The sequence below is a fragment of the Methanococcus vannielii SB genome (assembly GCF_000017165.1).
Classification (GTDB): domain Archaea; phylum AGJL01; class Methanococci; order Methanococcales; family Methanococcaceae; genus Methanococcus; species Methanococcus vannielii.
This window is the reverse complement of sequence record NC_009634.1, coordinates 817,830-840,325: the sequence shown is the minus strand read 5'-3', so window position 1 is coordinate 840,325 and position 22,496 is coordinate 817,830. Positions and strand designations below refer to the sequence as shown.

The window sequence follows — 22,496 nt, the reverse complement described above, 5'->3', positions numbered from 1 at the left end:
TATAAAATTAAATTGTTTCAACATATGAGTTAACTCTTGAAATGTTTTTACAAAGTGCTTCATCTAGTTCATATTCCACGTAATCAATAGAACTAACAGTAATTGCAGGAGTATTCAATTCCATTAAAAACTTTTTTACATCCTTTTCATGAAAAATTGTTCCTTCAAAATACTTTAAATTTGGGATTACATATAAAACCCCATCTATTTCATTTATCGTTTTACAAGCATCCGTTATAATATCGATTACAAGTGTCATTGTTCCAGATGTTTTTGATACTTTTGAAGACCTATATGTCTTTAATACTCCTTTTTTATTTCCAAAAGATATCCTTTCACTCGTGTTATCGATACCTGTTATTTTTTTATCATAATTTCCCTTTGGATCTTCAACAATCAGAACCTTTGGGTCAAGTTTTGATAATATGTCAGTAGAAATACCTCCAAGTCCCGTCAAATCAACAACTAAATCTGGATTTATTGTAGTTTTATTCCTTAATTCCAGCTGTAATTTGTTTAAATCCATAAATTTTATTCTTTCATCAAAAATAATGTCTTTTAAATGTGGATGAATATCTACAATAATAACTTCTTCACAGTCTTTAATTAGTGTGTGTGCAATATAACTTCCAGAAAGGTATGCTCCAAATATAATAGCTTGTTTAAACTCTTCTCCTTCTAAAAAGTATTTTATGGCGTTTGCTTTTTTTTCAACAATGTCTAAAACAATATCCTTTATTTTTATTTTCGAATTTATTGTTTTCACACTTTCAGTAATTCCATATTTCATTTTTTCACCAAAATACCTATTCTTTCAAGGGCAATGGTTAATTCTAAGTTAATACTATCTTCAATTCTATTTTTATGGATTAATGAAGACGAAGACATAGCACCAGTTAGAATTCTTCCCTTTTTATCCATTATAAGAAGCAAGGATCCAGAACCTGGAATTCCAAGTCTTCCTCTAGAAATTACAACATCTGCATCCGTTGAATCGACTGCAATTAATCCTTTGCTTAAAGCAGGCATTCGGGTTAAATCGGCAGAATTTGTTGAAATACCAAGCATTAATACTTCTGCATTACAAACTTTCGAGATAATATCAAATACTACTTTAAATTTCTTTTCATTGTTTGTTGCAACGACAATTCTTTTAGAATTTAAGATAATACTTTGAATTTCCGACAATTCTTCAGATTTATCTCCAAAGCGCATATTTTTTAAAGATTCGGCATATGCGTTACTTATTAATTTTTCAAGAACCACTTAAACACCAGATATTATTTTTCAATTACAACTGTTTTTTTAAGCCATTCTATGTCATTTTTATGTAGCTCCCTAATGTCCGTGAGCCCAAGTCTCAACATTGCAAGCCTGCTTAAACCAATTCCCCACGCAAGAACTGGTTTTTTAATTCCAAATGGCTCTAATACTTCAGGCCTAAATATTCCGGCCCCTAAAAGTTCAAGCCAACCTTTTCCTTCCATGTAAACTTCAGCTTCAAGTGATGGTTCGGTAAATGGGAAATATGCAGGCCTAATTCTTACTTTTTCAAAGCCTAATTTACTTAAGAACTCTTTTAAAATACCTACGAGGTTATTAAAAGATACGTCCTCAGCCATTATGATTCCTTCACACTGGTAAAACTCAGGAAGATGTTTATAATCAATTGTTTCATTCCTAAAAACCCTATCGATACAAAATACCTTATGAAAATTTTCTTTTTCTTCATTAGAAAGTGATGATAAGTATTTTATCGAGGATACTGTAGTATGTGTCCTTAAAACAGTTCTTTTTGAAACTTCTTCATCAAATTTATAGCACCAGCCCTTTGAAATTTTTTCGTTTTCGATTTTTCCACACTCATGAATGCTTTTTACTTTTTTGAGGAGTTCATGTGGAACGATGCCTGTATCAGGATATTTTACGAAAAATGTATCTTGCATATCCCTTGCAGGATGGTCTTGGGGCTCAAAAAGAGTATCAAAATTCCAAAATTCAGTCTGCACAATCTGACTTTTTACTTCACTAAATCCCATTGAAGTAAGTACTTCGGTTACTTCTTCGATTATTTTTGACATAGGATGTGCTTTTGCAGGATAAATCTCTTCAGTGGGTATTTTTGCATCATACGGCCTAATTGATACTTCTTTCCATTTTCCACTGACTATAAGGTCCCTTGTAATTTGAGTTACCTCTTCCTTTATTTCTATTGGATTTTTAATGTATTCAAGTCCTTTTACGGTAATTTCAAATTCACGTTCGGTAACTTCATTTAATTTTAAAAAACCTCTTTTTTTAAGCGTTTCAATCGTTAGAATTTCTTCTTTTGAGTATTCTTCTAAATTAGGATACAAAGAAACTTTTTTTAATAGTTCTTCTTCTAAATCCTTATATTCTAAACTTTTAAAGAAAATATTCCCTTTTTCAATAGTAACCAATTCTTTTTTCTTTAGATTTCCTAAAGCTGCACCGGCTTCATCTTTTTCTAAAACTTTTGAAAGGTCTTTTATTGGGAATGAATCCAACTTATTGGTTTTAAGGTAATTTGAAACCTTTCTTTCGGGAAATCCTGATTCTATCGCATTTTTTCCAAGTTCAGTTAATTCCAAAAATTTTGATTTTTTTTCGATAATATTTAAAAAATCTCGTCCAGTAAGCCAAAAGGCTGCCCTCATAATTTTTTCTTTCTCAATATATTCTAAAAGGCCTTCTGAGTCAATTATATTCTTGGCTGAATCCTTAAATGCTTTTAATAATCTTTTTTCATCGTTATGAAGTTCCATAATTTTCACCTTTAATGAACATATATCAATATAAAGACCGGATATTTATTATATCCTATAAATTTTAGATTCCGGTGGTTTCATGAATTTGGTCGGTCAGATTTACAGAACTAATAATGGTTCAATAGATAAAAATATTGTAGATAAAATTTACACGGATGGATTTAATATCGCCCAGTACGGCCTTTACATGAAAAGAGAGCGAGACTATAAAACGTTTAAAGTGGCAGTTGATGCGGGATTTTCATGCCCTAATAAGGATGGAACGACAGATACAAGGGGATGCATATTTTGCCCTAAAATGGGCCGATCAATAAGTGTAGAATACTGCAATATTAAATATTCTTTAAAAGAACAAATAGAATGCCAGATTCAACAAAATAGGGAAAAAGGGATAAGTAAATTTTACGTTTATTTTTATCCTGGAACAAACACTCACGGGCCTTTAAACCACCTAAAGAAGTTATGGGATTATGCACTTTCTTTTGAAGATGTAATAGGACTTTCAATTGGTACAAGGCCAGACTGTCTTGAAAATGAAAAACTCGATATTTTGGAACATTATGTGAAGCAAGGATATGAAATATGGATAGATTTAGGAATTCAAACGATGCACGATGAAACGCTTGATTTTTTAAACCGAAAACATACGTCAAAAGATGTAGAACGAGTTTTAACGGAATGCAAAAAAAGAGGAATACTTGTATGTGGGCATATAATTTTGGGCCTTCCAAATGAAAATTGGAAAATGATGATGAAAACTGCGAAGGTGTTATCCGACTTAAAAATAGACGCACTTAAAATTTACCCCCTTGTAGTCATAGAAAACACCGAATTAGAGTTATTATACTGGAAAGGAGAATATAAGTCTTTAGATGAAAAACAGTACATCTATTTAGTAACTGACTTTTTAGAACATCTTTCAAAGTACGTAATTATTCAAAGAGTTTCAAAGGATAAAGTTCCAAATGAAATAAAAATTTCACCGGAATGGTCGTTAAAGCGTCTTAGAATTTTAAACGAAGTTTCAAAGGAACTAAGTAGGAGAAATTCAAAACAGGGTTTTAAATATATTGAAAAATTTTAATAAAAATAAAAGTAAGTAAAAGTAAAAATTAACAGAATAAAATTTTAAAATAAAGGAAGCGTTTTTCTAATGTCCCTTTCAATTTTTGACATTTCATTTGCGTATTCAACTGCAATATCTTCCATAATTTCTAATACATTACTTAAGCCAATATCATTTAAACCGATTGCAGAAACGTGAGTTGGGACAAAATCACTTTTTACATTTATTCCAAGATGTATTTTTCCAGAACTTACCCCCCTACATGCAATACATACTGACAACTTTTTTTCGTTAAAATAAAGGTCATCTCCAGATTTTTTCAATTTTAATCCAGAATAATTTTCAATAACGTCTTTAGCAATTGATACGAGTATCCTCTGCCTTAAATAAATCATTTTTAAATCAGGATTATCAAAGTGTTCAACTATAAAGTTTAGGGCATCTGACGACATTATCGGGGTTTTTATATCTTGTTCTTCCTTTATATCTTTTAAATCTTTCATATTTTCTATTTTTACGTTCATTGGGCCATTAAATCCGATAATACTATCTTTTTGGATGTCAAACATTTTAAATGCCCAAAATGGTTCAATTTCTTCTCCAGTATATGTTTTAACTTCTTCTAAAACGACTACAGAAATCGTATCAAAGTCGATTTTTTTCATAATTTTCATAAAATCACCAAAATTTTCTTTATAAAAGTTATCCAAAAAGAAAGGAAAAATAAAATAATATTTAATTAAAATGGGAGTCAAAATCACTATTATTTTGTTTAAATAATTCTTACACTATTGTCTCCAGTTAACTCTACTATAATATTGTCTTGGCCATTATAAAGTCCCTGATTTAGTGCTAAAACACATGCTTTGGTTCCTTCCCTATCTGAACCTGCAAGAACTAAAATTGTGCTATCTTTATTTTTAGGATTTACAATTTTTTGAATTACCCCCCTTTTTGGGCCAGGATTATCATTTGTAACTTTAATTTTTAAGCTATTTTGAATACTTTCTGTAACTTTGTTTGAAACTGGGCCGCCAATTAAAATTAAGTCAGATGAAGCACTTAATAGTTCGTCCTGATCTATTACCTGAACAGAACCCTGATAGTCAACAATTTTTTCATACCTTTTACCGTTTTTGTAAAGGTATAATTCATCATCTGAATTACTTTTTTCTATTTTTACTGCAAAAATGTTATTTCCAAGGTATTTGGTTCCTTCTTTCATATCTAAAATGTAGTTAGCATTTCTTTTAACTGTAAAAAATACTGTTGAATCACTATTGCTAATTTCTGAAACTTTAATATCGTAATTTAATAATTTAAAGTCTTTTGATAGGGTTCTAGGTGATCTATAGTCGAGATTTATTCTTTTTCCGTCCAAAGTTACCCTAAATTCACCATTTGAATCATAGTTTTCTCTATTTTTTAACTCTATTGAATCATAGATTTCAAAGAAAAAATAAGGTGTTTTTCCACTTTCAAGGTATTCATCGTAATATATTGAAATTTCCGAATCTTTTACAGTATATCTATCTTTTAAAAATATTTTTACGTTTTCTACACGAGTATTTCCCTTATGAACACTCATTAATAGCTCACTATTACTATTTCTACCGATAATCGTAAACTTGTAGTCTTCATAGGTGAATTCTCCAGTGGTTTCGATATCTTTAACTTTATTTCCAAGTACTATTCTACTTCCTGAATTATAATCTATAAGTTTATAGGTTTTACCCATGAATGTTACTTCATCATCTTTATTTCTAGATTCAAGTTCTTCTTCATATTCAAAAGTTTTGTAAGTAATGCTATCGCCTGACCTTGTAAATTCAACCAATAGTTTACCTTTTCCATCTTGAATTTCAAATTCCTCAATTGCAGGAACATTATATATTATATTTTCCGTAAAAACCAAGTCCTTATTAGAATTTACTTCAACGGTTCTTTTTGTATAATATTCATTCATTAATAGTTCTGCGTACTCTTTGTCAACTTTTCCGCTGTTTACTACAATTAGGGGGTTATCTACGGCTATACCGTAAGTTATCGGCATAGTACATAGCGCAGCTAAAACAAATAGTGCGACTAACTTACATGAAGCACTCATTAAATCACCATTAATTTTTTGAGAAAAGATATATCTACTACCTTAATATAATAATTCAAATAGCATTTATAGTTTACTTTTTTGTTCGGATTATAAGGTGATATTTTTGATAAATACGGAAGAAATGAGTTTAAAAAATGAATTGGTAAATCTTTTAAAAGAGGTAAACTGCGTCAAGTTTGGCGACTTTATACTCGCATCAGGAAAAGAGAGCAAATACTATGTAGATATTAAAAAAGCCACTACAAATCCTAAGGTATTAAAAGCAGCTGCAAAATTGGTAAAACACTACGCTTCAAAAGAAAATTACGAAAACTTAAAAATTGCGGGAGTAGAGCTTGGTTCAGTTTCTATTGCAACAGCGGTATCGTTAGAAATAGAAAAAGACCTTTTAATAATTAGGAAAAAAGCAAAAGAATATGGGACAAAAAATAAAATTGAAGGAGAATTAAATCAAAAAGACAATGTAATCGTGATGGAAGACGTTACCACAACGGGAAGTAGTGTTTCAAAGGCTGTTGATGAAATTAGGGCATCTGGAGGTATCGTGAAGAAAATTTACGTAATTGTTGATAGGCTGGAGGGTGCAAAAGAAAATTTAGCACAAAACAACGTTGAACTAGTCCCTTTAGTTACAATCGAAGAACTTGGACTTAATAAATAATTTATAAATTTACTTTTAAATCTATAAATTGGATTTAAAAGTTGTAAATTAGTCGCTTAATAATTTTTAAATTTAGGGTTGATTTTAATGATTTTGGTAAAAGATGCAATTATTAACGGAAAAAAACAGGATTTACTTGTTGAAGGGAATATTATTAAAAAAATTGGAAATGTTCCAATTTCTGAAGTTTCAAAAGACGAAACAGAAATAATTGACGGAAAAAATTGTATTTTAATTCCGGGATTGGTAAATACGCATACCCATATTCCAATGTCACTTTTTAGGGGGGTTGCAGATGATATTCCTTTAATGGAGTGGTTAAGTGGCCATATTTGGCCAATGGAATCAAAATTAAATGAAAAAATAGTATATGCTGGAACCCTACTTGGGGCAGTTGAAATGATTAAAAGCGGAACAACTGCATTTAATGACATGTATTTTTTCCTTGATTCGATAATTAAGGCAGTAGATGAAACAGGAATTAGGTCAACAATTGCATATGGAATGATTGATTTATTTAATGAAGAAAAAAGGGAAAAAGAATTAAAATCTGCGAAAAAATCTATTGAAATGATTAAAAAATTAAATAATTCAAGAATTACGGGGGCTTTAGGCCCACATGCACCGTATACTTGTTCAAAAGAACTGTTGGAAAGTACAAATGCTCTTGCAAGGGAGTATAATGTTCCAATTCATATTCACATGAACGAAACCGTTGATGAAATAAATCAAGTTTTGGAAAAAACAAAAATGAGGCCTTTTGAATACTTAAACTCATTTGGGTTTTTTGACAATGTAACTACCGTTTGTGCACACTGTGTTCATTTAAATGACTCTGAAATCAAGATAATAAAAGAAAAAAATATCTTTGTAGCACATAATCCTATAAGTAACTTAAAATTGGCATCAGGAGTGTCCCCTGTAGCAAAATTATTAGAAAACGAAGTTAATATAACTCTTGGAACTGATGGATGCGGTAGTAATAATAGTTTAAATTTATTTGAAGAAATGAAAACAGCAGCTTTAATACATAAAGGGGTAAATTTAAATCCTGTTTTAGTAACTGCAAAAGAAGCATTTGAATTTGGAACCCTAAACGGTGCAAAAGCATTAAATATTAATTCTGGAGAAATAAAAGAAGGAAAACTTGCAGATTTTGCACTTATAAATGTTAAAAAACCTTACTTAACACCGAGAGAAAATATTGAATCACACTTAGTTTATTCATTTAATGGTGCAGTTGATAGTGTTGTAATTGATGGTAAACTTACTTTAAAGGATGGAAAAATGGTAACTATTGATGAAGAAAAAGTTTACGAACTTGCAGAAGAGGCATATTTAGAATTAACTAAATAAAATCTTTTTTTAAATTTTCATTTAAATATATTAAAAATTCTTCTTCTATTTTTTTAAAATTAATTTTTTCATGCTCAATACTTTTAAATTCTTTTAAAAAAGATTTTCTAATATTAGAAACTTTCTTAATCTCCTTATTATCGATTTTTCCGGTTTTTATTAAGTTTCCAACAATTTGTCTTGACATACTATCGATTTTTTGCAAGTCGTTTTCTAAAAAGTCCATTTTTGGATTTTCTAACTTTTTTATTGCTTTTAAATTTTTAAATTTACTTATCTTTAAAATTTCATTTAAAATTTCATCATAATTTATTTTTTTCATTGTATCTATTTCAATATCGGGTAAATCCCATGAATACTTGCTTCCAGGAGTATCAAACTTTTCGTACATATCTTTTATTACTTCATTTGGTATTTTCTGCCCTCTTTGAACATTTCTAGTTAATAGAATATTTAAAGGGGCTTTTAGGTATATTGTGATATATACTGTATCGTAAGATTTAGCGATATTTATCAAATCTCTTCTTTTTGAATTGTAGTAGTTTGTATCATCTACAATAACGCTGAATTTATTTTCAAGTGCTTTTTTTATTAAATACGTATTTGAATCACGTATATATTTTTCATAAGACTCTTTCCAAATTGGAAAACTTTCTCTTAATAAGTCGGTTCCAAGAATTATATTATCCATATTTTTTTCAGACATTTTTTTTGAAATGGTTTTTGAAAAGGTGGATTTTCCAACAGATGGAAGTCCAGTTAAGATAATAATCATTCATACACCTTTGAACAAAGTTTTAAATCATTTCATGTTTTTGTTATTTATTTATAATACGTAATGGTTATTTAATACTGGTGAAAAAATGGACATGCTTGAAATGGCGTTAACCATTACTAAGAATATCGAAAAAAGTATAAAGCCATTAATTGGTTGGGAAAAATCAAATGAAGTAGTTAAAATTGGTGCAGATGGGACGCCAACAAAAAGAATAGACTTAGTTGCAGAAAATACTGCAATAAGTTCGATAGAAAAGTTCGGTTCAGCAATACTTGTTAGTGAAGAAATTGGATTTAAAAAAATTGGAAAAAATAATCCGGAGTACGTAATAGTGCTCGACCCTGTTGATGGAACATATAATTCTTTAAAGGACATTCCTTTTTATTCAGCATCAATTGCAATTGGTAGATTAAACGGTAACACTGAAAAACCCGATGAATTAATTAAAAATCTTAAAATGAAAGACCTTGAAGTTGGTGTTGTAAGAAATATTGCAACAGGTGACACTTACTACGCTAAAAGGGGACAGGGGGCATATTTTTTAAAAAAAGATGAAAAAAAAGCAATATCTATTTCAAATACTTCAAATCTTAAAGACTCCTCAATAGGACTTTTTGCACATGATATTTCTGGAGAAACTCTTGATTTTATAAAAGATAGGAAATTCAGGCGTATAAGACTTTTTGGTTCGATTGCACTTGAAATGTGTTATGTTGCAAGGGGTTCTCTTGATGCTTTTATAAATGTAAATGAAACAACTAGATTATGCGATATTGCAGCAGGTTACGTTATAATTAAGGAAGCAGGAGGATATGTAACGGATAAAAATGGACAGGAAATAAACCTTAGCTTAGATGTAAATTCAAAAACTTCAATAATATGTTCAAATGAAATACTCCATAAAAAGCTTGTAGGAATTTTTGGAAACAAATGGAGCCTTAAACCAACAAATATCGGCATAGTTTCAAGGATTGATAGGGAAGAATCTACTGAACTTGCATTAAATGTTATAAATTATTTGGAGTCAAAAGGAATAAAATATGCACTTGATATTGGTACTTACGATGCTTTAAAAAGCAGGTTACCTGAAAAATGTAATATCATTACTAAAATTGAAGATATATCCCATGTAATATCTATCGGAGGAGATGGTACTGTACTTCGAACCTCAAAAATGATTAACGGAAATGAAATTCCTATAATTTGCATAAACATGGGCACAGTTGGATTTTTAACTGAATTTAGTAAGGAAGATGTGTTTTTTGCAATAGATTCAGTAGCTTCTGGAAGCTATAAGATTGAAAAACGAACAAAACTTCTAAGTTTTTTGAGATTTTCTGACGGAAAACAGCAAATTTTACCGGATTCCCTAAATGAAGTTGTTATAACAACAAAAAACCCTGCAAAAATGCTACATTTTGAAGTCCATATAAATGGGGGTATGGTAGAGGATGTACGGGCAGATGGGATTATAATTTCAACACCAAATGGATCAACTGCATATTCTTTAAGTGCAGGGGGCCCAATAATTGAACCAACAGTGGATGGTTTCGTAATAGTTCCAATATGTCCATTTAAACTTTCTTCAAGGCCGTTAGTTGTAAATGCAAATTCAGAAATAAAAATTAAGATACTAAAAAAGTCAACATTTATTGTAGTTGATGGAAATATTGAATTTGAGGCAAAAGCAGGCGATGAATTAGTTCTTAGAAAATCCGAATCATACGCATATTTCGTAAAGGGGGATAATTTTTATAACAAGTTAAAAAAATTGAGTTTAATGGAATAGATTATTGTTTATTCTTTCTTTTTAAATACCATATTTTTTACAAGATATATAAAAGCGTATGCTAAAATGATTAAAATCAGTAGGGCAGCTAATAAAAAAGCCATATCTGATAAAATTCCCAAAATGTCTTTAATAAGTGAATCAACCATTTTCGAAATTAAATTTTCCATTGTTACCCCCTTAAGAAAGCGTTGTTTTCGTCCTAATGCTTCCCCCGCCATCGCCTACTGGGACACTTTGTCCTCCTTTTCCACAATATCCAACACTTAATTCAAATTCGTCTGAAACTGCATCTACGTGGTGTAATATATCTAAAATTTCACCACTAAGTCCTGCGTCTCTTAATGGTCTTGTCAACTGTCCATTTTCAATTAAAAATGCTTCAACAGCATTAAACTGGAATAGTCCTTTTCCAGTATCAACTTGCCCTCCCCTTGAACCTTTTAGAAAAATACCCGAATTTGTATCTTCTAAAAGTTCTTCAAACGTCCAAGAACCTGGTTTAACGTAGGTATTACTCATCCTTACAATGGGCTTACTAAGTCCTTCTGATCTTGAATTTCCCGTAGTTTCCATATTTAATCGTCCTGCAGTTTCCCTTGAATGGACATAACTTTTTAAAATGCCATTTTCAATTAAAACTGTTTTTTTTCCACTAACCCCTTCATGGTCATATTTATACTGCCCAAAAGAATTTGGAATAGTTGCATCATCAATAACTGTTACAAATTCACTCCCAACGGAATTTTCAAGCTGGTTTATAAATACACTGTCGTTTTGGAGTATTAAATCAGCTTCAGCTGCATGTCCCACTGCTTCATGTATGAAAACGCCTGCAAGTTCAGGGTCTAAAATTACATTAAAGTTTCCTTTAGGGCAAGCTTCTGCACGAAGTAATCTTAAGGCTCTTTCTTTAGTTCTACGGGCCATTCCTTCTATATTTGCATCACACACTGCTTCAAACCCATTTCCGCCTACTCTATCAAATGCAAACTGTAAATTGCCATCTTTTGCGATTGCAGTCATTCTAATAAGTGTTTTTATACTTTCATTTTCAATTCTAGTCCCTTCACTCGTTAAAAGTAATGAATGTCCTTCTCCATCTCCATATGAAACAGAAGTACTGACAATTTTTTCACCAGACATATTTTCATGTGCAGATTTTAGATATTCTTTTTTTTCCCCGATAGAAATATCTTCAGGATGTATTTTTATACCTGATTTAACTTTATCCTGAATTATTGGGACTTCTTTCAAAGTTACTTCTTTATCAGTATGTTGATTTGATATTTTAGCCATTTTATAGGCTTTATTTATTAATTCGCCAATATTATTTATTGAAATATTATTTGATGTTGCAAAACCCCATCCGTTTTTCTCTAAAACTCTTATAATTACTCCAGATGCCATTCCTGAAGAAATCTCTTCAATTATGCCATCTTTTTGAACTATATTATTTGATTCTCCAGTAATTACTCTTAAATCAGCGTAAGTTCCAATTTCAAGTAATTTTTCAAGTTTTTCAATATCTAAGTTAAGTTCATTTAAAAAACTCACAATTTCACCAAAGTATTAACTTAATCTCTTAATTAGTTACATGTTATGTATTACAACTGTTTTTGTTTCACACATCTCTTCAACCGCATATTTTATACCTTCCTTTCCAAGTCCACTTTTTTTAATGCCTCCAAAAGGCATATTGTCTTTTCTAAATGTGGGGCTTCCATTAACTATAACTCCGCCGTATTCAAGTTTGTTTGCAAATTTCATCGCTTTATTTATGTCGTTTGTGAATATGCCTGCTTGAAGGCCGTATTTGGAGTTATTAGCAATATTTAGGGCATGTTCATCGTCTTTTGCTTTCAATATTGGCAAAATGGGCCCAAAAGCTTCGACTTTTGATAAAATATTATCTTCATCAATATTTAAGACAGCGGGTGAAATCAAGCTGTTTGAACGGTTTCCACCAATTAGCAATTCCCCACCTTCGCTAATGGATTCTTTTATTAAAATTTCAACTCTTAAAGCACTTTCTGGGGTTATTAGTGGGCCTAAATCAGTTTTTTCATCAAGCGGGTTTCCTAATACCAATTTTTTTGTCTCTTCAATTACCTTTTTTGTAAAAGTTTCTAAAACTTCTTCTTCAACAATTACCTTTCCAACAGAAATGCAAACTTGACCAGAATTTAAAAATTTACTTTTTACAGCAGATTTTGCGGCTAATTCTATGTCTGAATCTTTTAGGACAATTAGGGGATTATTTCCGCCAAGTTCAAGTGCAACTTTTTTCATATATGAGCTTTTAGAAATTAATTCCCCAACTTCAACACTTCCCGTAAATGATAAAAAGTTTATTTTCTCGTTTTTAGCTATTTCATCCCCTACAATTTCACCGTTTCCGGTCGTAAGATTAAATACTCCCCTTTCAATATTCATTTTTTTTAAAACATGTTCTATTACTTTTGTAAGGTAAATTGCAGTAATTGGTGCTTTTGAAGAAGGATGTAATACTACAGCATTACCTGTAGCAATTGCAGGCCCAATTTTATGAGTAATTAGATTTAAAGGAAAATTAAATGGAGTAATTGCCCCAACTACTCCAACTGGCTCTTTTTTTGTGAATATAATTTCATTTTCGGAAGGAATTGTTTCCCCACGAAGTTCCTTTGCATAAAGTGCAGAAAGCCTAAATGCTGTAATGGTTCTATCTACTTCAATTCGTGACTGTTTTATTGGTTTTCCAACATCCACAGAGATAGTATTTGCAAAAAGGTCTTTTTTTGAACTAATATGTTCAGCAATTTTCATTAAAAGTGAATATCTTTTTGAAGGATTTAACTCCTTCATAACATCTTTATTTTCCGTTGCAACTTCTATTGCATATTTAGTTTCTTCCCTATCAAGTGCAGTTATTCTTTCGATTATTTCAAGCGTGTAGGGGTTTAAAATGTCTAGGTCTTCTCTTAATATCCATTTCCCATCTATAAACATTATATACACCTTTAATTATAATAAATAGTATATCTAAATCCTGCTATAAATTTTAATGTAAATTTACATTAAACAATTATTTATTATGGGGTAAATTATTATGATTCAGACATTATCTTTAATGGGGTACTCACTAAGTTTTGAAATAATGACTTTAGTTAAATTTTTTTTAATACTTATTTTTGGGTACATTTCAGTTAGGACAATAAAAACAGTTTTAAAAAGAGGCGTAAAAAAGAGTAAAATTCCAGAATTGGTTTCTGAATTTGTAATTCATCTTATTAGCTCTTTATTGTACGTTCTGGTACTTTTACTTGCAGTAGGGGTTTTTGGAATAGAAACGGGGCCCATAATACTTGGGTTATCTGCTTCAATCGGACTTATTTTGGGTTTTGGATTTCAGGATACTCTTACAAATCTTACCTCTGGAATATGGATTGCCGTAATGAGGCCCCTTGATAAGGATGAAGTAGTTCAGGTTGGCGGAATAACTGGAAAAGTTGTTGAATTAGGTATAATGGCAACAAAACTTTTAACGCCAGATAATGTAGTAATTACAATACCAAATAAGCTTGTTTGGGGAAGTCCAATAACAAACTATACTAGAATGGATTTAAGAAGAGTAGATGTGGCAGTTGGAGTTAGCTACAGTGGAAGTGTCCAAGATGCAATTTCCTCTGCAATGGAACTTATTTTAAGCCATAATTTGGTTTTGAAAGACCCTACTCCGGCAGTAATTGTTACTGAACTTGGAAATTCTTCAGTTAATTTACAGCTTAGGGCTTGGACTAAAACAGAGGATTATTGGAAACTTAAAAGTGAATTGACAAGAGGAATATATGAAAAGTATAAAAAAGAAGGAATAGAAATACCATTTCCGCAGATGGATGTGCATATTCATAAATACTAACTATTTTTTTAATTGAATTATTTTAATAAACATATTTTAAAAAAATATTATTTATTTTAAATGGCCCAAGATATGGCCAGTTTCTTTTTTAATTATTTGAACAGCAGTTTTACAAGCGTTTAATGAACCAGGTAATGAAAATATAATTTTTTCTTGATAAGTGCCTGCGGAAGCTCTTGAAAGGATTGTTGAAAATCCTACTTCATCATAACTCAACTTATGAAATATTATTTTAAACCCTTCGAGTTCTTTTTCATATATTTCCTTTAAAACTTCCGGGGTATTGTCTCTTTTAGTAAGGCCGGTTCCACCAGTAATTACAATACAGTCAACACCGCAGTATTCAGAAATATGGTTAATTAACCCTTTTAGCATTAATTTATTATCTGGAATTAGAAAATAAATCTCTGCACGAAGTTCATTTTTTAAAAATTCGCCAGATTTATCTTCAAATTTATTTCCAGATAAAAAATCGTTAAATCTACTGTCACTAACAGTAATTACTGCATATTTTATATTTGAAATTTCTTCATGCATTTTATCCACCCTGTATAAATTCTTTGATATTTTGTCTAGCTTCCCCTATTGTGTAACCAATTTTTATTCCCAAATTATCTTCTTTTTCAAGGAGTTCTATTAGGTGTGCAACTCTTGGGAGCCTTAAATTTGCGTTTCTAACTATTTTTGGATTACTAAATATTTCTTTAGGGGTTCCGCCCATTATAATTTTTCCATTACTTAATAAATATACCTTACTTGCATATACTGGAACTAAATCGACATCGTGAGTAGATATAATTATCGTAATTCCTTTTTTGTTTAGTTCGTAAAGTAGTTTCATTATTTGCGATGCGCCAAGCGGGTCAAGTCCCGTGGTTGGTTCATCTAAAACAATAATTTCTGGATTCATCGCTAAAATTCCCGCAATTGCAATACGTTTTTTTTGCCCTCCACTCAGGTGGTGTGGAGGTTTTTTTTCAAATCCTTCCATTGAAACGGCTTTTAAAGCTTCTTTTACTTTTTTTTCAACGTCCTCTTTTGAAAAACCAAGATTCATGGGTCCAAAAGCAACATCCTGTTCAACTGTCGGTGCAAAAAGCTGGTCATCCGGATTTTGAAACACTATTCCAACTGTTTTTCTAACATTTAAAAGTGATTTATTATCATAACTTATCGGTTTTCCCTTTAAAAAAACTTTTCCGCTTGAAGGTTTTAATATGCCATTAAAATGAAGAAATGTTGTTGATTTTCCAGCTCCATTGGGCCCCAAAATTGCAATCATTTCGCCCTCTTCGGCTTTAAAATTTAGGCCTTTAAGCGCAACTGTTCCATCAGGATATGAGTAACTTAAATCTTTTGTTTCCAAAATAACCATAAAATCACCTTTTTTAAATATACTCTTTTGAGTATAAAAAAAGTTGGATTTTTTAAGTTTTAAGCTAAATTAATGCATTAAAATTAGATATAGTTTAAAGAAACAAGAAAGATTTCAAATCCGAAGAGATATACAAAGTATGAAGTTTTTGGATAAGGTATTTCTCCAAAAAACATCAAGTTTCCAGAATATCCTCTTGAACTCAATGTAGTATATATAAAATCGCCCTTATCAAGAGATTTTATAAGTAAACTTCCCATTAAAAGCCCTAACGAACGGTAGCAATTTTTTAAACCCATATATCCCAAACGTGTCTTTTGAGAGTGACTCATTATAATCGTATCCCCTAAAAGGACGAAGATGTATCTATACGTCAGCATAGATATTTCTAAAAATGATTCTGGAACTTTTAACTTTTTTAATATGTAAAATATTTCTGTAAATGGCGTTGTAAGTGCTAAAAATAAGGTACAACAGACTCCCCCGACCATCTTTGAAAACGTTAGAAGGCCTAACTCAAATCCATCTTTTAAAATATTAATTTTAAATCCAAATACCTCAAAAGAAGCCCATACTACATCTCCAAATAAAAAAATCATCAAAAAAAAACTAAAAATGCCGAAAAAAATAGGGACTAAAAGAAGATTAATGTAGATTTTTTTTGGAACTTTTGCAAAAAATATTAAAATCATACTCATAATTAATGCGATTAATAACGGCACTAAAAAAGATGAAGAGATGACAGAAACAATTAACGAAGATACTGCAAATACTACTTTTAAAATTGGATTTTTATCCCTTAATGAATTGTAGTTTGCAATATTATCAATTAAGAAGCTATCTGCCATCATATCACGAGTTAGTTTTTAGATTCAAAATCATATTTTGCCTTATTGTATCCAAAGAAATAACCTATAATTATTGCACCTATTGCAGCTTGGAGTGCAAATAAAAGGCTTTCTATTTCCCCACTTGGAGGCTCCCAAAATGGTTCAAACCACGGTTCGTATTCTGGGCTTAATTCCATGATTAAGTCACTTGCAGCACCATCTGCACCTCCGAAGTAACCGTCCTCTTCTGTAAGTCCAGAATACATTACTAACGGTGCTATTGTAAGAATAATTATGCCTATAATCATTAAAACATGTTTTAATTCCATTATTGGGCACCTCCATTATTTAACTTACCATCAATAATTCCAAGTTTGGAAAGGAGGTCAGGCCTTAGTTTCATGATATAATCCCATATAAGTCCAGTTAATAAACCTTCCATTATTGCAAGTGGAATTTGTGTAATTGCAAATACTGTTCCAAAATTTGAAAGCGCAGTTCCAAAGTCAGGTATCGGGTATGCCAAAGCTAGCTGTATTGATGTTACAACATACGTCCCCCAGTTTGCAAATATTGCAGCAAGCACAACTGCCCATGTAATGTTTATTTTTCCTTTTAACAATTTAAACACGATATATCCAATAAGGGGGCCCATTATACCCATTGAAAATATGTTTGCACCAAGAGTGGTCAAACCTCCGTGTGCAAGAAGTACTGCCTGAAATAAAAGTACAATAGTTGCCAAAACCGCAGTAATTGCCGGTCCAAACATAACTGCACCAAGCCCGCTACCTGTTGGGTGCGAACAACTTCCAGTAACCGATGGAAGTTTTAATGAACTTAACACAAACATAAATGCTCCTGCAAGTGCAAGTGTGGGTTTAATTTCTGGTTTTTCGCTAATTAATTTATTTAGCTGAATTATTCCATAAATTACAACAATTCCAGAAATTAAAAACCAAATTGCAGCCCACATCGGCGGTAAAAAACCTTCCATAATGTGCACTTTATCACCAGTTAAAGATATGTTATTAATACTTACAGTTATCTTTAACTGGTATTCAATATATATGATTTTCTATTCAACTCTAGATTATTTTATAAAATGAAATATATCTTGAATAATACAGTAAACTGATATATAAGTTTAAATTTAAAAATTTAAAAAAATAGCTTTATTAATAAGTTATTTACTACTTTATTCGTTTGTAATATGCCCTTTAATTGCACTTTTTGCAGCAATTGCTGGAGAAGATAAATATACCTCTGAATTAATGTTTCCCATTCTTCCTTTAAAGTTGCGGTTTGTAGTTGCAAGACATACTTCACCATCGCCAAGTACCCCTTCATGTGCGCCAAGGCAAGGGCCGCATCCTGGAGCACAGATTAATGCACCAAAATCCACAAAAATATCAATTAATCCTTCATTTAGGGCCTGTTTAAGTATCGATTTAGATGCAGGAATTACTATAAGCCTTGTATTTTTATTTATGGATTTTCCTTTTAAAATTTTTGCAGCAATTCTAAGGTCGCCTATATGCCCATTTGTACAAGAACCGATAAATATTTGGTCAATAGGAGTACCTAAAACCTCAGAAATACCTTTTACATTATCGGGATGATGTGGGCATGCAACTTGTTCTTCCATGTCAGTTATATCAAATTCAACAGTTTTAAAGTATGTTTCTTCATTTTCAGTAATTGAAATTTTGTTTCTTTGTAATTCGGCTATTTCTTGATTGGAAACGCCTGCATTTTTAAGGTAATCGTAAGTTGTATGGTCTGCTTCAATTAATCCAACTTTTCCGCCCATTTCAATTGCCATATTGCATAAAACCATTCTTTCATCCATGTTTAGGGCTTTTACAGCACTTCCTCCGTATTCCAATGCCATATATGTTGCACCACTTCTTCCAACTTCTTTACAGGTTTTTAAAACAATGTCCTTTCCGGAAATATTTTCGTTTTTACCAGTAACATTCACCCGTATTGTTTCAGGAACTCTAAACCATGTTTTTCCAGTAGCATAAACGTAACCCATGTCGCTTGCACCAAAACCCGTTGCAAAAGCCCCAAATGCCCCATGGGTACAGGTATGGCTATCTGCACCAACGATTACCATGTTTGGCTTTACATGGCCTTTTTCAGGAAGTATTTGATGACATATTCCTTCTCCATCAAGATAGTAGTTTTTAATGTCGTGTTTTTTAATGAAGTCTCTTGTTATAATCTGCATATTTGCTGCTTTTGACGTATTTGCTGGAATATTATGGTCAAAAACTATTACTATTTTTTTATTATCAAAAACCCTGTCTGAAATTTCTTCGAAAGCTTTTACAGTCAATGGCGTAGTTCCATCATGGGTCATTGCAAGGTCGACGTCTATTTCAACGCTATCTTTAGCATATACATTTTTTCCAAGTTTTTTTGAAAGAATTGCTTCAGCAAGTGTCATAAATTCTCACCATAAGATAAATAACATCTTTAAAATAGTATTGAATGTTATTTTATTCTATTCTTACATTTTATTTATTCATAATGTCATAATCTTTAAATACTAATAAGAGTATTCGGAATCATTAGTTATCTTTTTAGGCTTTATTTCAGATAATATTTCCCCATTTTTAAATATTCTAATAATTCCTCCGCTTTCAGAAACGGTTATTGCAATTGCTCCAGTATACCGTGAAATTGTTGCAGCAGCATGATGCCTAGCTCCAAGCCCCAATGGTAATTCAATATTTCCACCACTACAACTAATATAACGCCCCGCACATAAAACTTCCCCCTTTTCGCTAATTACAAACGCCCCGTCAATAGTTGAAAGTTCTTTTATCGTTCCTTTAACATGCTTATCAAATATAATTGAATTGTGGCCTTCAAACGGATTCAAAATCAGTTGTGAGGACATTTTAAGCACTTTTTCACTATCCCCTATTATAAAAATAGTACCAACAGGAGTTCCTTCTCGCCCTTCAACTGCAAGTTCCATACAAATGTTTAAAACTTCATTTATGACTTTTCCTTTAGTTTTTTCGATTCCCGATATGAATTCATAGAATTTTAAAATTTGAGGATAATCATTTACTTCAAAAATGGAGATAGTATCCGTTCCGCCTGTTAATTTTGGAATTCCAAGGATTGATACTACAACATCTCCTTTTTTAACGATATTATTTGTAAATAGCGTTGTTACCGCTTGTTTTATCATGGAGGATCGGTCATTATTCCGATATGCCATCAAAATAGGTATTATTTTTGGCTCGTTTTTTAATCTTAGAAATGTTTCCTCATTTGGCGTAGTTACAACTACCTTAATATTTTTAAAATCATTTAATGCTTTTCGTTTCCTAGCTCGCCTATGAACAGCTTCTTGTTCACGATAATAGTCGTAAGTTTTACCTGTTTCAGTAAATATTAAGAGTACATCCGCATTTATTTCCAAAGCCAGATTAAAGCCGTGTTTTATTAGGAATTTAGCTTTTTCCATCAGTGCACCATTTATAGTTTTGAAAGGCATGAGGCAAAATAAGGATTTCCAACGGCATGTTGGTGAGCATATCCTCCAACGATTCTGCCATCTTTTATAGATATTCCATCTAGTTTGTCAATAATTCCGGTACCCCTATTTATTTCATATGAAAAATCATTTTCATTAATATTTATAAGTTTGGAATAGTGGAATTCATGTGCCTTAAAAGTTTCTTTTTCTTTTCCAATGATACAGTCTTTTTTAAATGAACCAATTACATAGCTTAAACCTTGAACGTTTTTAGTCATTATTGAGTCGGCATTGATTAATTTTAACATATCTACCCCATTAATTGAATTTGTAAGGTACATAAGTCCCCCACATTCCCCATATATCTTTCCATCAAAATTCCTAATTGATTCAATCATTGAGGTATTTTTAGAAAGTTCTTTTGAAAATATTTCAGGATAGCCTCCCCCAAGGTATAGGATGTCACAGTTAGGAATTTCAAAGTCGTGTATCGGGCTAAAAAACTCCAATTTGGCCCCATTTTCTTTTAATGCATCAAAATTATCGTGATAATAAAAGTTAAATGACTCATCAAAAGCAATTGCAATTTTTGAACTATTTTTATCTACTTTCCACAGGGTTTCATCTTTATTTTTATTGTCTACTGGAATTTCAAAATCTACGTCACTAATTTCAATTATTTTATCGATATCAAGGCATTCTAAAACGGTATCGCCCCAAAATTCAATCTGTTTACCTAATTCTTCAGTTTTTTCAGGCGTTGGAACTAATCCAAGATGCCTTTCTGCAACTGCTAAATTTTCATCCCTTTTTATTGCACCGACTATTTCTATTTCGCCATCATAATACTTTACCGCTTCTTTTAGTTTATTAAGATGTCCATCCCCTCTAATTTTATTAAAAATTACTCCCTTAATGTTTAATTCAGAATCAAACGATTTGAATCCTTTTATTATTGCAGCTGCACTTCTAGTCAGACTTCTTGCATCCATTAATAAGATTATTGGCGAATCAATCGTTTTTGCAACCGATGCAGTGCTTCCAACGTCATTATATGGGGATATGCCTTCAAATAATCCCCTAACACCTTCTATAATGCTTATATCTTTATTTTGGGAATGTCTTTTAAATAACGACCTTATCTGGGTTTCATCCATAAAAAAAGAATCTAGGTTTCTTGATGTGTTTTCAGTAGCTTTCGTGTGATATGTGGGGTCTATATAGTCCGGCCCTACTTTATAGGGCTGCACGTTATTTTTTTTAGATAGTGCATTCATTATTCCTGTTGAAATTGTTGTTTTTCCCACCATTGATGAAGTTCCTGCAATGACGACTCGTTTCATGTTTTCACTTAACTTTTTTTTAGAATGTCTTTAGATATTGTTTAATAATTTAATTTAATTTAATTTAATTTAATTAAATAATATAATAATCATAAACTAAATATATTTTAAAAACATAAAAATTTTTGATATTTTATTTAGGGGATGGAATTTTGAGCTTTGAATTTTTAAAAAAACATTTTGGACGTTTTTTAACATTAAATTTTACAAATAAATTTATTATAACTTATTTTTTATCTTGGATGGGATTATTTGGAACTTTAACGGTATCAAAATTGCTAAAACCTCTTTTTAATGTTGAAACAGCTGGAAAAATTACGGTTGTAAAATATGAAGCAATTTCAAGTGCAGTTTCTTCACAAATGGGGATTAACTACTATTCAATAGGGATTTCTTATTTTTTAAGTAACTACCTTGCATGCATAACTATATTTTTAGCATTTTCAATTCTTTCATACCTTTATAAGAAAGATATTTCAAAGGGAAAGTCTACACTCAATGATTATTTTAATTCAATACTGCTTTTTTACGTAATTGTAGTTATAAATCCACTTACTGGAGTTTTAGGGGTAAATATACCATTTTCAGATCTTTTAGCCGTAATTCCCCATGGAATTTTTGAATATGCTGGCTTTTCACTTTCAATAGTTTTGGGAATTGAATATACTCTTTATAAACTTCCTATTTCAAAACCGTTTGAATCATGGGATAACAAAAAAAAGATTTTATTCCTAATTAAACTTATTCTCGTACCTTTACTTATATTGATTTCAGGGTTTACCGAAACACTTGACTGGTTAATATTAAATTATGCAAAAGAAAATAATCTACCCATTCTTGAAACATTTTTTAACGTATATTATAGTATTTTAAAATCAATAATTTTATAGATACTTTTTATCTTTAATTTTAACATATTTTAGACAATCTATTTTAAAAATGTTAATATACTCTTGATTTTATATGTATTCAAATAAAAGGATAATATGGGGGAAA

The 22,496-nt window shown here is 31.0% G+C and carries 23 protein-coding genes; 6 read left to right on the top strand and 17 right to left on the bottom strand.

Annotated elements, in window-relative coordinates; genetic code table 11:
• Positions 1-7: 7 nt before the first annotated feature.
• Genes MEVAN_RS04115 through pheS form a run of 3 tightly spaced genes read right to left on the bottom strand, consistent with a single transcriptional unit; the run spans position 8 to position 2,786 of the window.
• Positions 8-790 (bottom strand): SAM-dependent methyltransferase HcgC family protein, encoded by a 783-nt coding sequence (locus tag MEVAN_RS04115; RefSeq protein WP_011972615.1) that lies wholly within the window; start codon positions 788-790, stop codon positions 8-10.
• Positions 787-1,266 (bottom strand): FeGP cofactor biosynthesis guanylyltransferase HcgB family protein, encoded by a 480-nt coding sequence (locus MEVAN_RS04110; protein WP_011972614.1) that lies wholly within the window; start codon positions 1,264-1,266, stop codon positions 787-789. Before MEVAN_RS04110 ends, MEVAN_RS04115 begins: the two co-directional genes overlap by 4 nt.
• 14 nt (positions 1,267-1,280) lie before the next feature.
• Complete coding sequence (pheS, locus tag MEVAN_RS04105; RefSeq protein WP_011972613.1) at positions 1,281-2,786, bottom strand: phenylalanine--tRNA ligase subunit alpha; 1,506 nt, start codon at positions 2,784-2,786, stop codon at positions 1,281-1,283.
• Between the two features lie 82 nt (positions 2,787-2,868).
• Between pheS and MEVAN_RS04100 the strand changes: the two genes are divergently transcribed.
• Positions 2,869-3,873, top strand: coding sequence for a TIGR01212 family radical SAM protein (locus MEVAN_RS04100; protein WP_011972612.1), 1,005 nt, complete (start codon positions 2,869-2,871; stop codon positions 3,871-3,873).
• A gap of 44 nt (positions 3,874-3,917) precedes the next feature.
• Here the strand turns inward: MEVAN_RS04100 and MEVAN_RS04095 are convergent, their stop codons facing one another.
• Together MEVAN_RS04095 and MEVAN_RS04090 are read right to left on the bottom strand one after the other, a co-directional pair.
• The gene (locus MEVAN_RS04095) at positions 3,918-4,520 is read right to left on the bottom strand and encodes a DUF366 family protein (protein ID WP_048059234.1); all 603 of its coding nucleotides are present in this window, start codon (positions 4,518-4,520) and stop codon (positions 3,918-3,920) included.
• 107 nt (positions 4,521-4,627) lie between these two features.
• Entirely contained in the window at positions 4,628-5,962 is a 1,335-nt protein-coding gene (locus MEVAN_RS04090; RefSeq protein ID WP_011972610.1) for an S-layer protein, read from the bottom strand.
• Between the two features lie 106 nt (positions 5,963-6,068).
• Between MEVAN_RS04090 and pyrE the strand changes: the two genes are divergently transcribed.
• Both pyrE and MEVAN_RS04080 read left to right on the top strand, forming a co-directional pair.
• Positions 6,069-6,626, top strand: coding sequence for an orotate phosphoribosyltransferase (gene pyrE, locus MEVAN_RS04085; RefSeq protein ID WP_011972609.1), 558 nt, complete (start codon positions 6,069-6,071; stop codon positions 6,624-6,626).
• An 87-nt stretch (positions 6,627-6,713) separates the two neighbouring features.
• The gene (locus tag MEVAN_RS04080) at positions 6,714-7,982 is read left to right on the top strand and encodes an amidohydrolase (RefSeq protein WP_011972608.1); all 1,269 of its coding nucleotides are present in this window, start codon (positions 6,714-6,716) and stop codon (positions 7,980-7,982) included.
• On the opposite strand, the gene pstK is transcribed toward MEVAN_RS04080, so the two are convergent.
• Entirely contained in the window at positions 7,975-8,757 is a 783-nt protein-coding gene (gene pstK, locus MEVAN_RS04075) for an L-seryl-tRNA(Sec) kinase (protein ID WP_011972607.1), read from the bottom strand. The two genes, MEVAN_RS04080 and pstK, sit on opposite strands and share 8 nt — an antisense overlap.
• An 88-nt stretch (positions 8,758-8,845) precedes the next feature.
• Here pstK and MEVAN_RS04070 point away from each other — a divergent pair, with 88 nt between their 5' ends.
• On the top strand, positions 8,846-10,549 hold the full coding sequence (locus tag MEVAN_RS04070; RefSeq protein ID WP_011972606.1) for a bifunctional NADP phosphatase/NAD kinase: 1,704 nt from the start codon (positions 8,846-8,848) through the stop codon (positions 10,547-10,549).
• 8 nt (positions 10,550-10,557) lie between these two features.
• Here MEVAN_RS04070 and MEVAN_RS08895 read toward each other — a convergent pair whose 3' ends face one another.
• The 3 genes from MEVAN_RS08895 to MEVAN_RS04060 are packed head-to-tail and all read right to left on the bottom strand — an operon-like array spanning position 10,558 to position 13,540.
• Positions 10,558-10,719, bottom strand: a complete 162-nt coding sequence (locus tag MEVAN_RS08895) for a hypothetical protein (protein WP_156769206.1) — start codon at positions 10,717-10,719, stop codon at positions 10,558-10,560.
• 10 nt (positions 10,720-10,729) lie between these two features.
• Positions 10,730-12,106 carry a TldD/PmbA family protein gene (locus MEVAN_RS04065; RefSeq protein ID WP_011972605.1) on the bottom strand — a complete coding sequence of 459 codons (1,377 nt, stop codon included), beginning with the start codon at positions 12,104-12,106 and terminating at the stop codon, positions 10,730-10,732.
• Positions 12,107-12,142: 36 nt separating this feature from the next.
• Complete coding sequence (locus MEVAN_RS04060; protein ID WP_011972604.1) at positions 12,143-13,540, bottom strand: lactaldehyde dehydrogenase; 1,398 nt, start codon at positions 13,538-13,540, stop codon at positions 12,143-12,145.
• Between the two features lie 100 nt (positions 13,541-13,640).
• On the opposite strand from MEVAN_RS04060, the gene MEVAN_RS04055 reads away from it, so the two are divergent.
• Positions 13,641-14,450, top strand: coding sequence for a mechanosensitive ion channel family protein (locus MEVAN_RS04055; RefSeq protein WP_011972603.1), 810 nt, complete (start codon positions 13,641-13,643; stop codon positions 14,448-14,450).
• Positions 14,451-14,501: 51 nt separating this feature from the next.
• Here MEVAN_RS04055 and MEVAN_RS04050 read toward each other — a convergent pair whose 3' ends face one another.
• The 8 genes from MEVAN_RS04050 to cfbB form a co-directional block, all read right to left on the bottom strand.
• Positions 14,502-14,987: a MogA/MoaB family molybdenum cofactor biosynthesis protein gene (locus MEVAN_RS04050; protein ID WP_011972602.1), complete on the bottom strand. Its 486-nt coding sequence runs from the start codon at positions 14,985-14,987 to the stop codon at positions 14,502-14,504.
• A gap of 1 nt (position 14,988) precedes the next feature.
• Positions 14,989-15,825 (bottom strand): ATP-binding cassette domain-containing protein, encoded by an 837-nt coding sequence (locus MEVAN_RS04045; protein WP_011972601.1) that lies wholly within the window; start codon positions 15,823-15,825, stop codon positions 14,989-14,991.
• Positions 15,826-15,908: 83 nt separating this feature from the next.
• Entirely contained in the window at positions 15,909-16,673 is a 765-nt protein-coding gene (gene cbiQ, locus MEVAN_RS04040; RefSeq protein ID WP_011972600.1) for a cobalt ECF transporter T component CbiQ, read from the bottom strand.
• 11 nt (positions 16,674-16,684) lie between these two features.
• Positions 16,685-16,984 (bottom strand): energy-coupling factor ABC transporter substrate-binding protein, encoded by a 300-nt coding sequence (locus MEVAN_RS04035; RefSeq protein WP_011972599.1) that lies wholly within the window; start codon positions 16,982-16,984, stop codon positions 16,685-16,687.
• Positions 16,984-17,661 (bottom strand): energy-coupling factor ABC transporter permease, encoded by a 678-nt coding sequence (locus MEVAN_RS04030; RefSeq protein ID WP_011972598.1) that lies wholly within the window; start codon positions 17,659-17,661, stop codon positions 16,984-16,986. Before MEVAN_RS04030 ends, MEVAN_RS04035 begins: the two co-directional genes overlap by 1 nt.
• 192 nt (positions 17,662-17,853) lie before the next feature.
• Positions 17,854-19,110 (bottom strand): homoaconitase large subunit, encoded by a 1,257-nt coding sequence (gene hacA / locus MEVAN_RS04025; protein ID WP_011972597.1) that lies wholly within the window; start codon positions 19,108-19,110, stop codon positions 17,854-17,856.
• A gap of 102 nt (positions 19,111-19,212) precedes the next feature.
• Positions 19,213-20,145, bottom strand: a complete 933-nt coding sequence (locus MEVAN_RS04020; RefSeq protein ID WP_011972596.1) for a diadenylate cyclase — start codon at positions 20,143-20,145, stop codon at positions 19,213-19,215.
• An 11-nt stretch (positions 20,146-20,156) separates the two neighbouring features.
• Complete coding sequence (cfbB, locus tag MEVAN_RS04015; RefSeq protein WP_011972595.1) at positions 20,157-21,500, bottom strand: Ni-sirohydrochlorin a,c-diamide synthase; 1,344 nt, start codon at positions 21,498-21,500, stop codon at positions 20,157-20,159.
• Positions 21,501-21,652: 152 nt separating this feature from the next.
• On the opposite strand from cfbB, the gene MEVAN_RS04010 reads away from it, so the two are divergent.
• Positions 21,653-22,390 (top strand): hypothetical protein, encoded by a 738-nt coding sequence (locus MEVAN_RS04010; RefSeq protein WP_011972594.1) that lies wholly within the window; start codon positions 21,653-21,655, stop codon positions 22,388-22,390.
• Positions 22,391-22,496 lie beyond the last annotated feature (106 nt).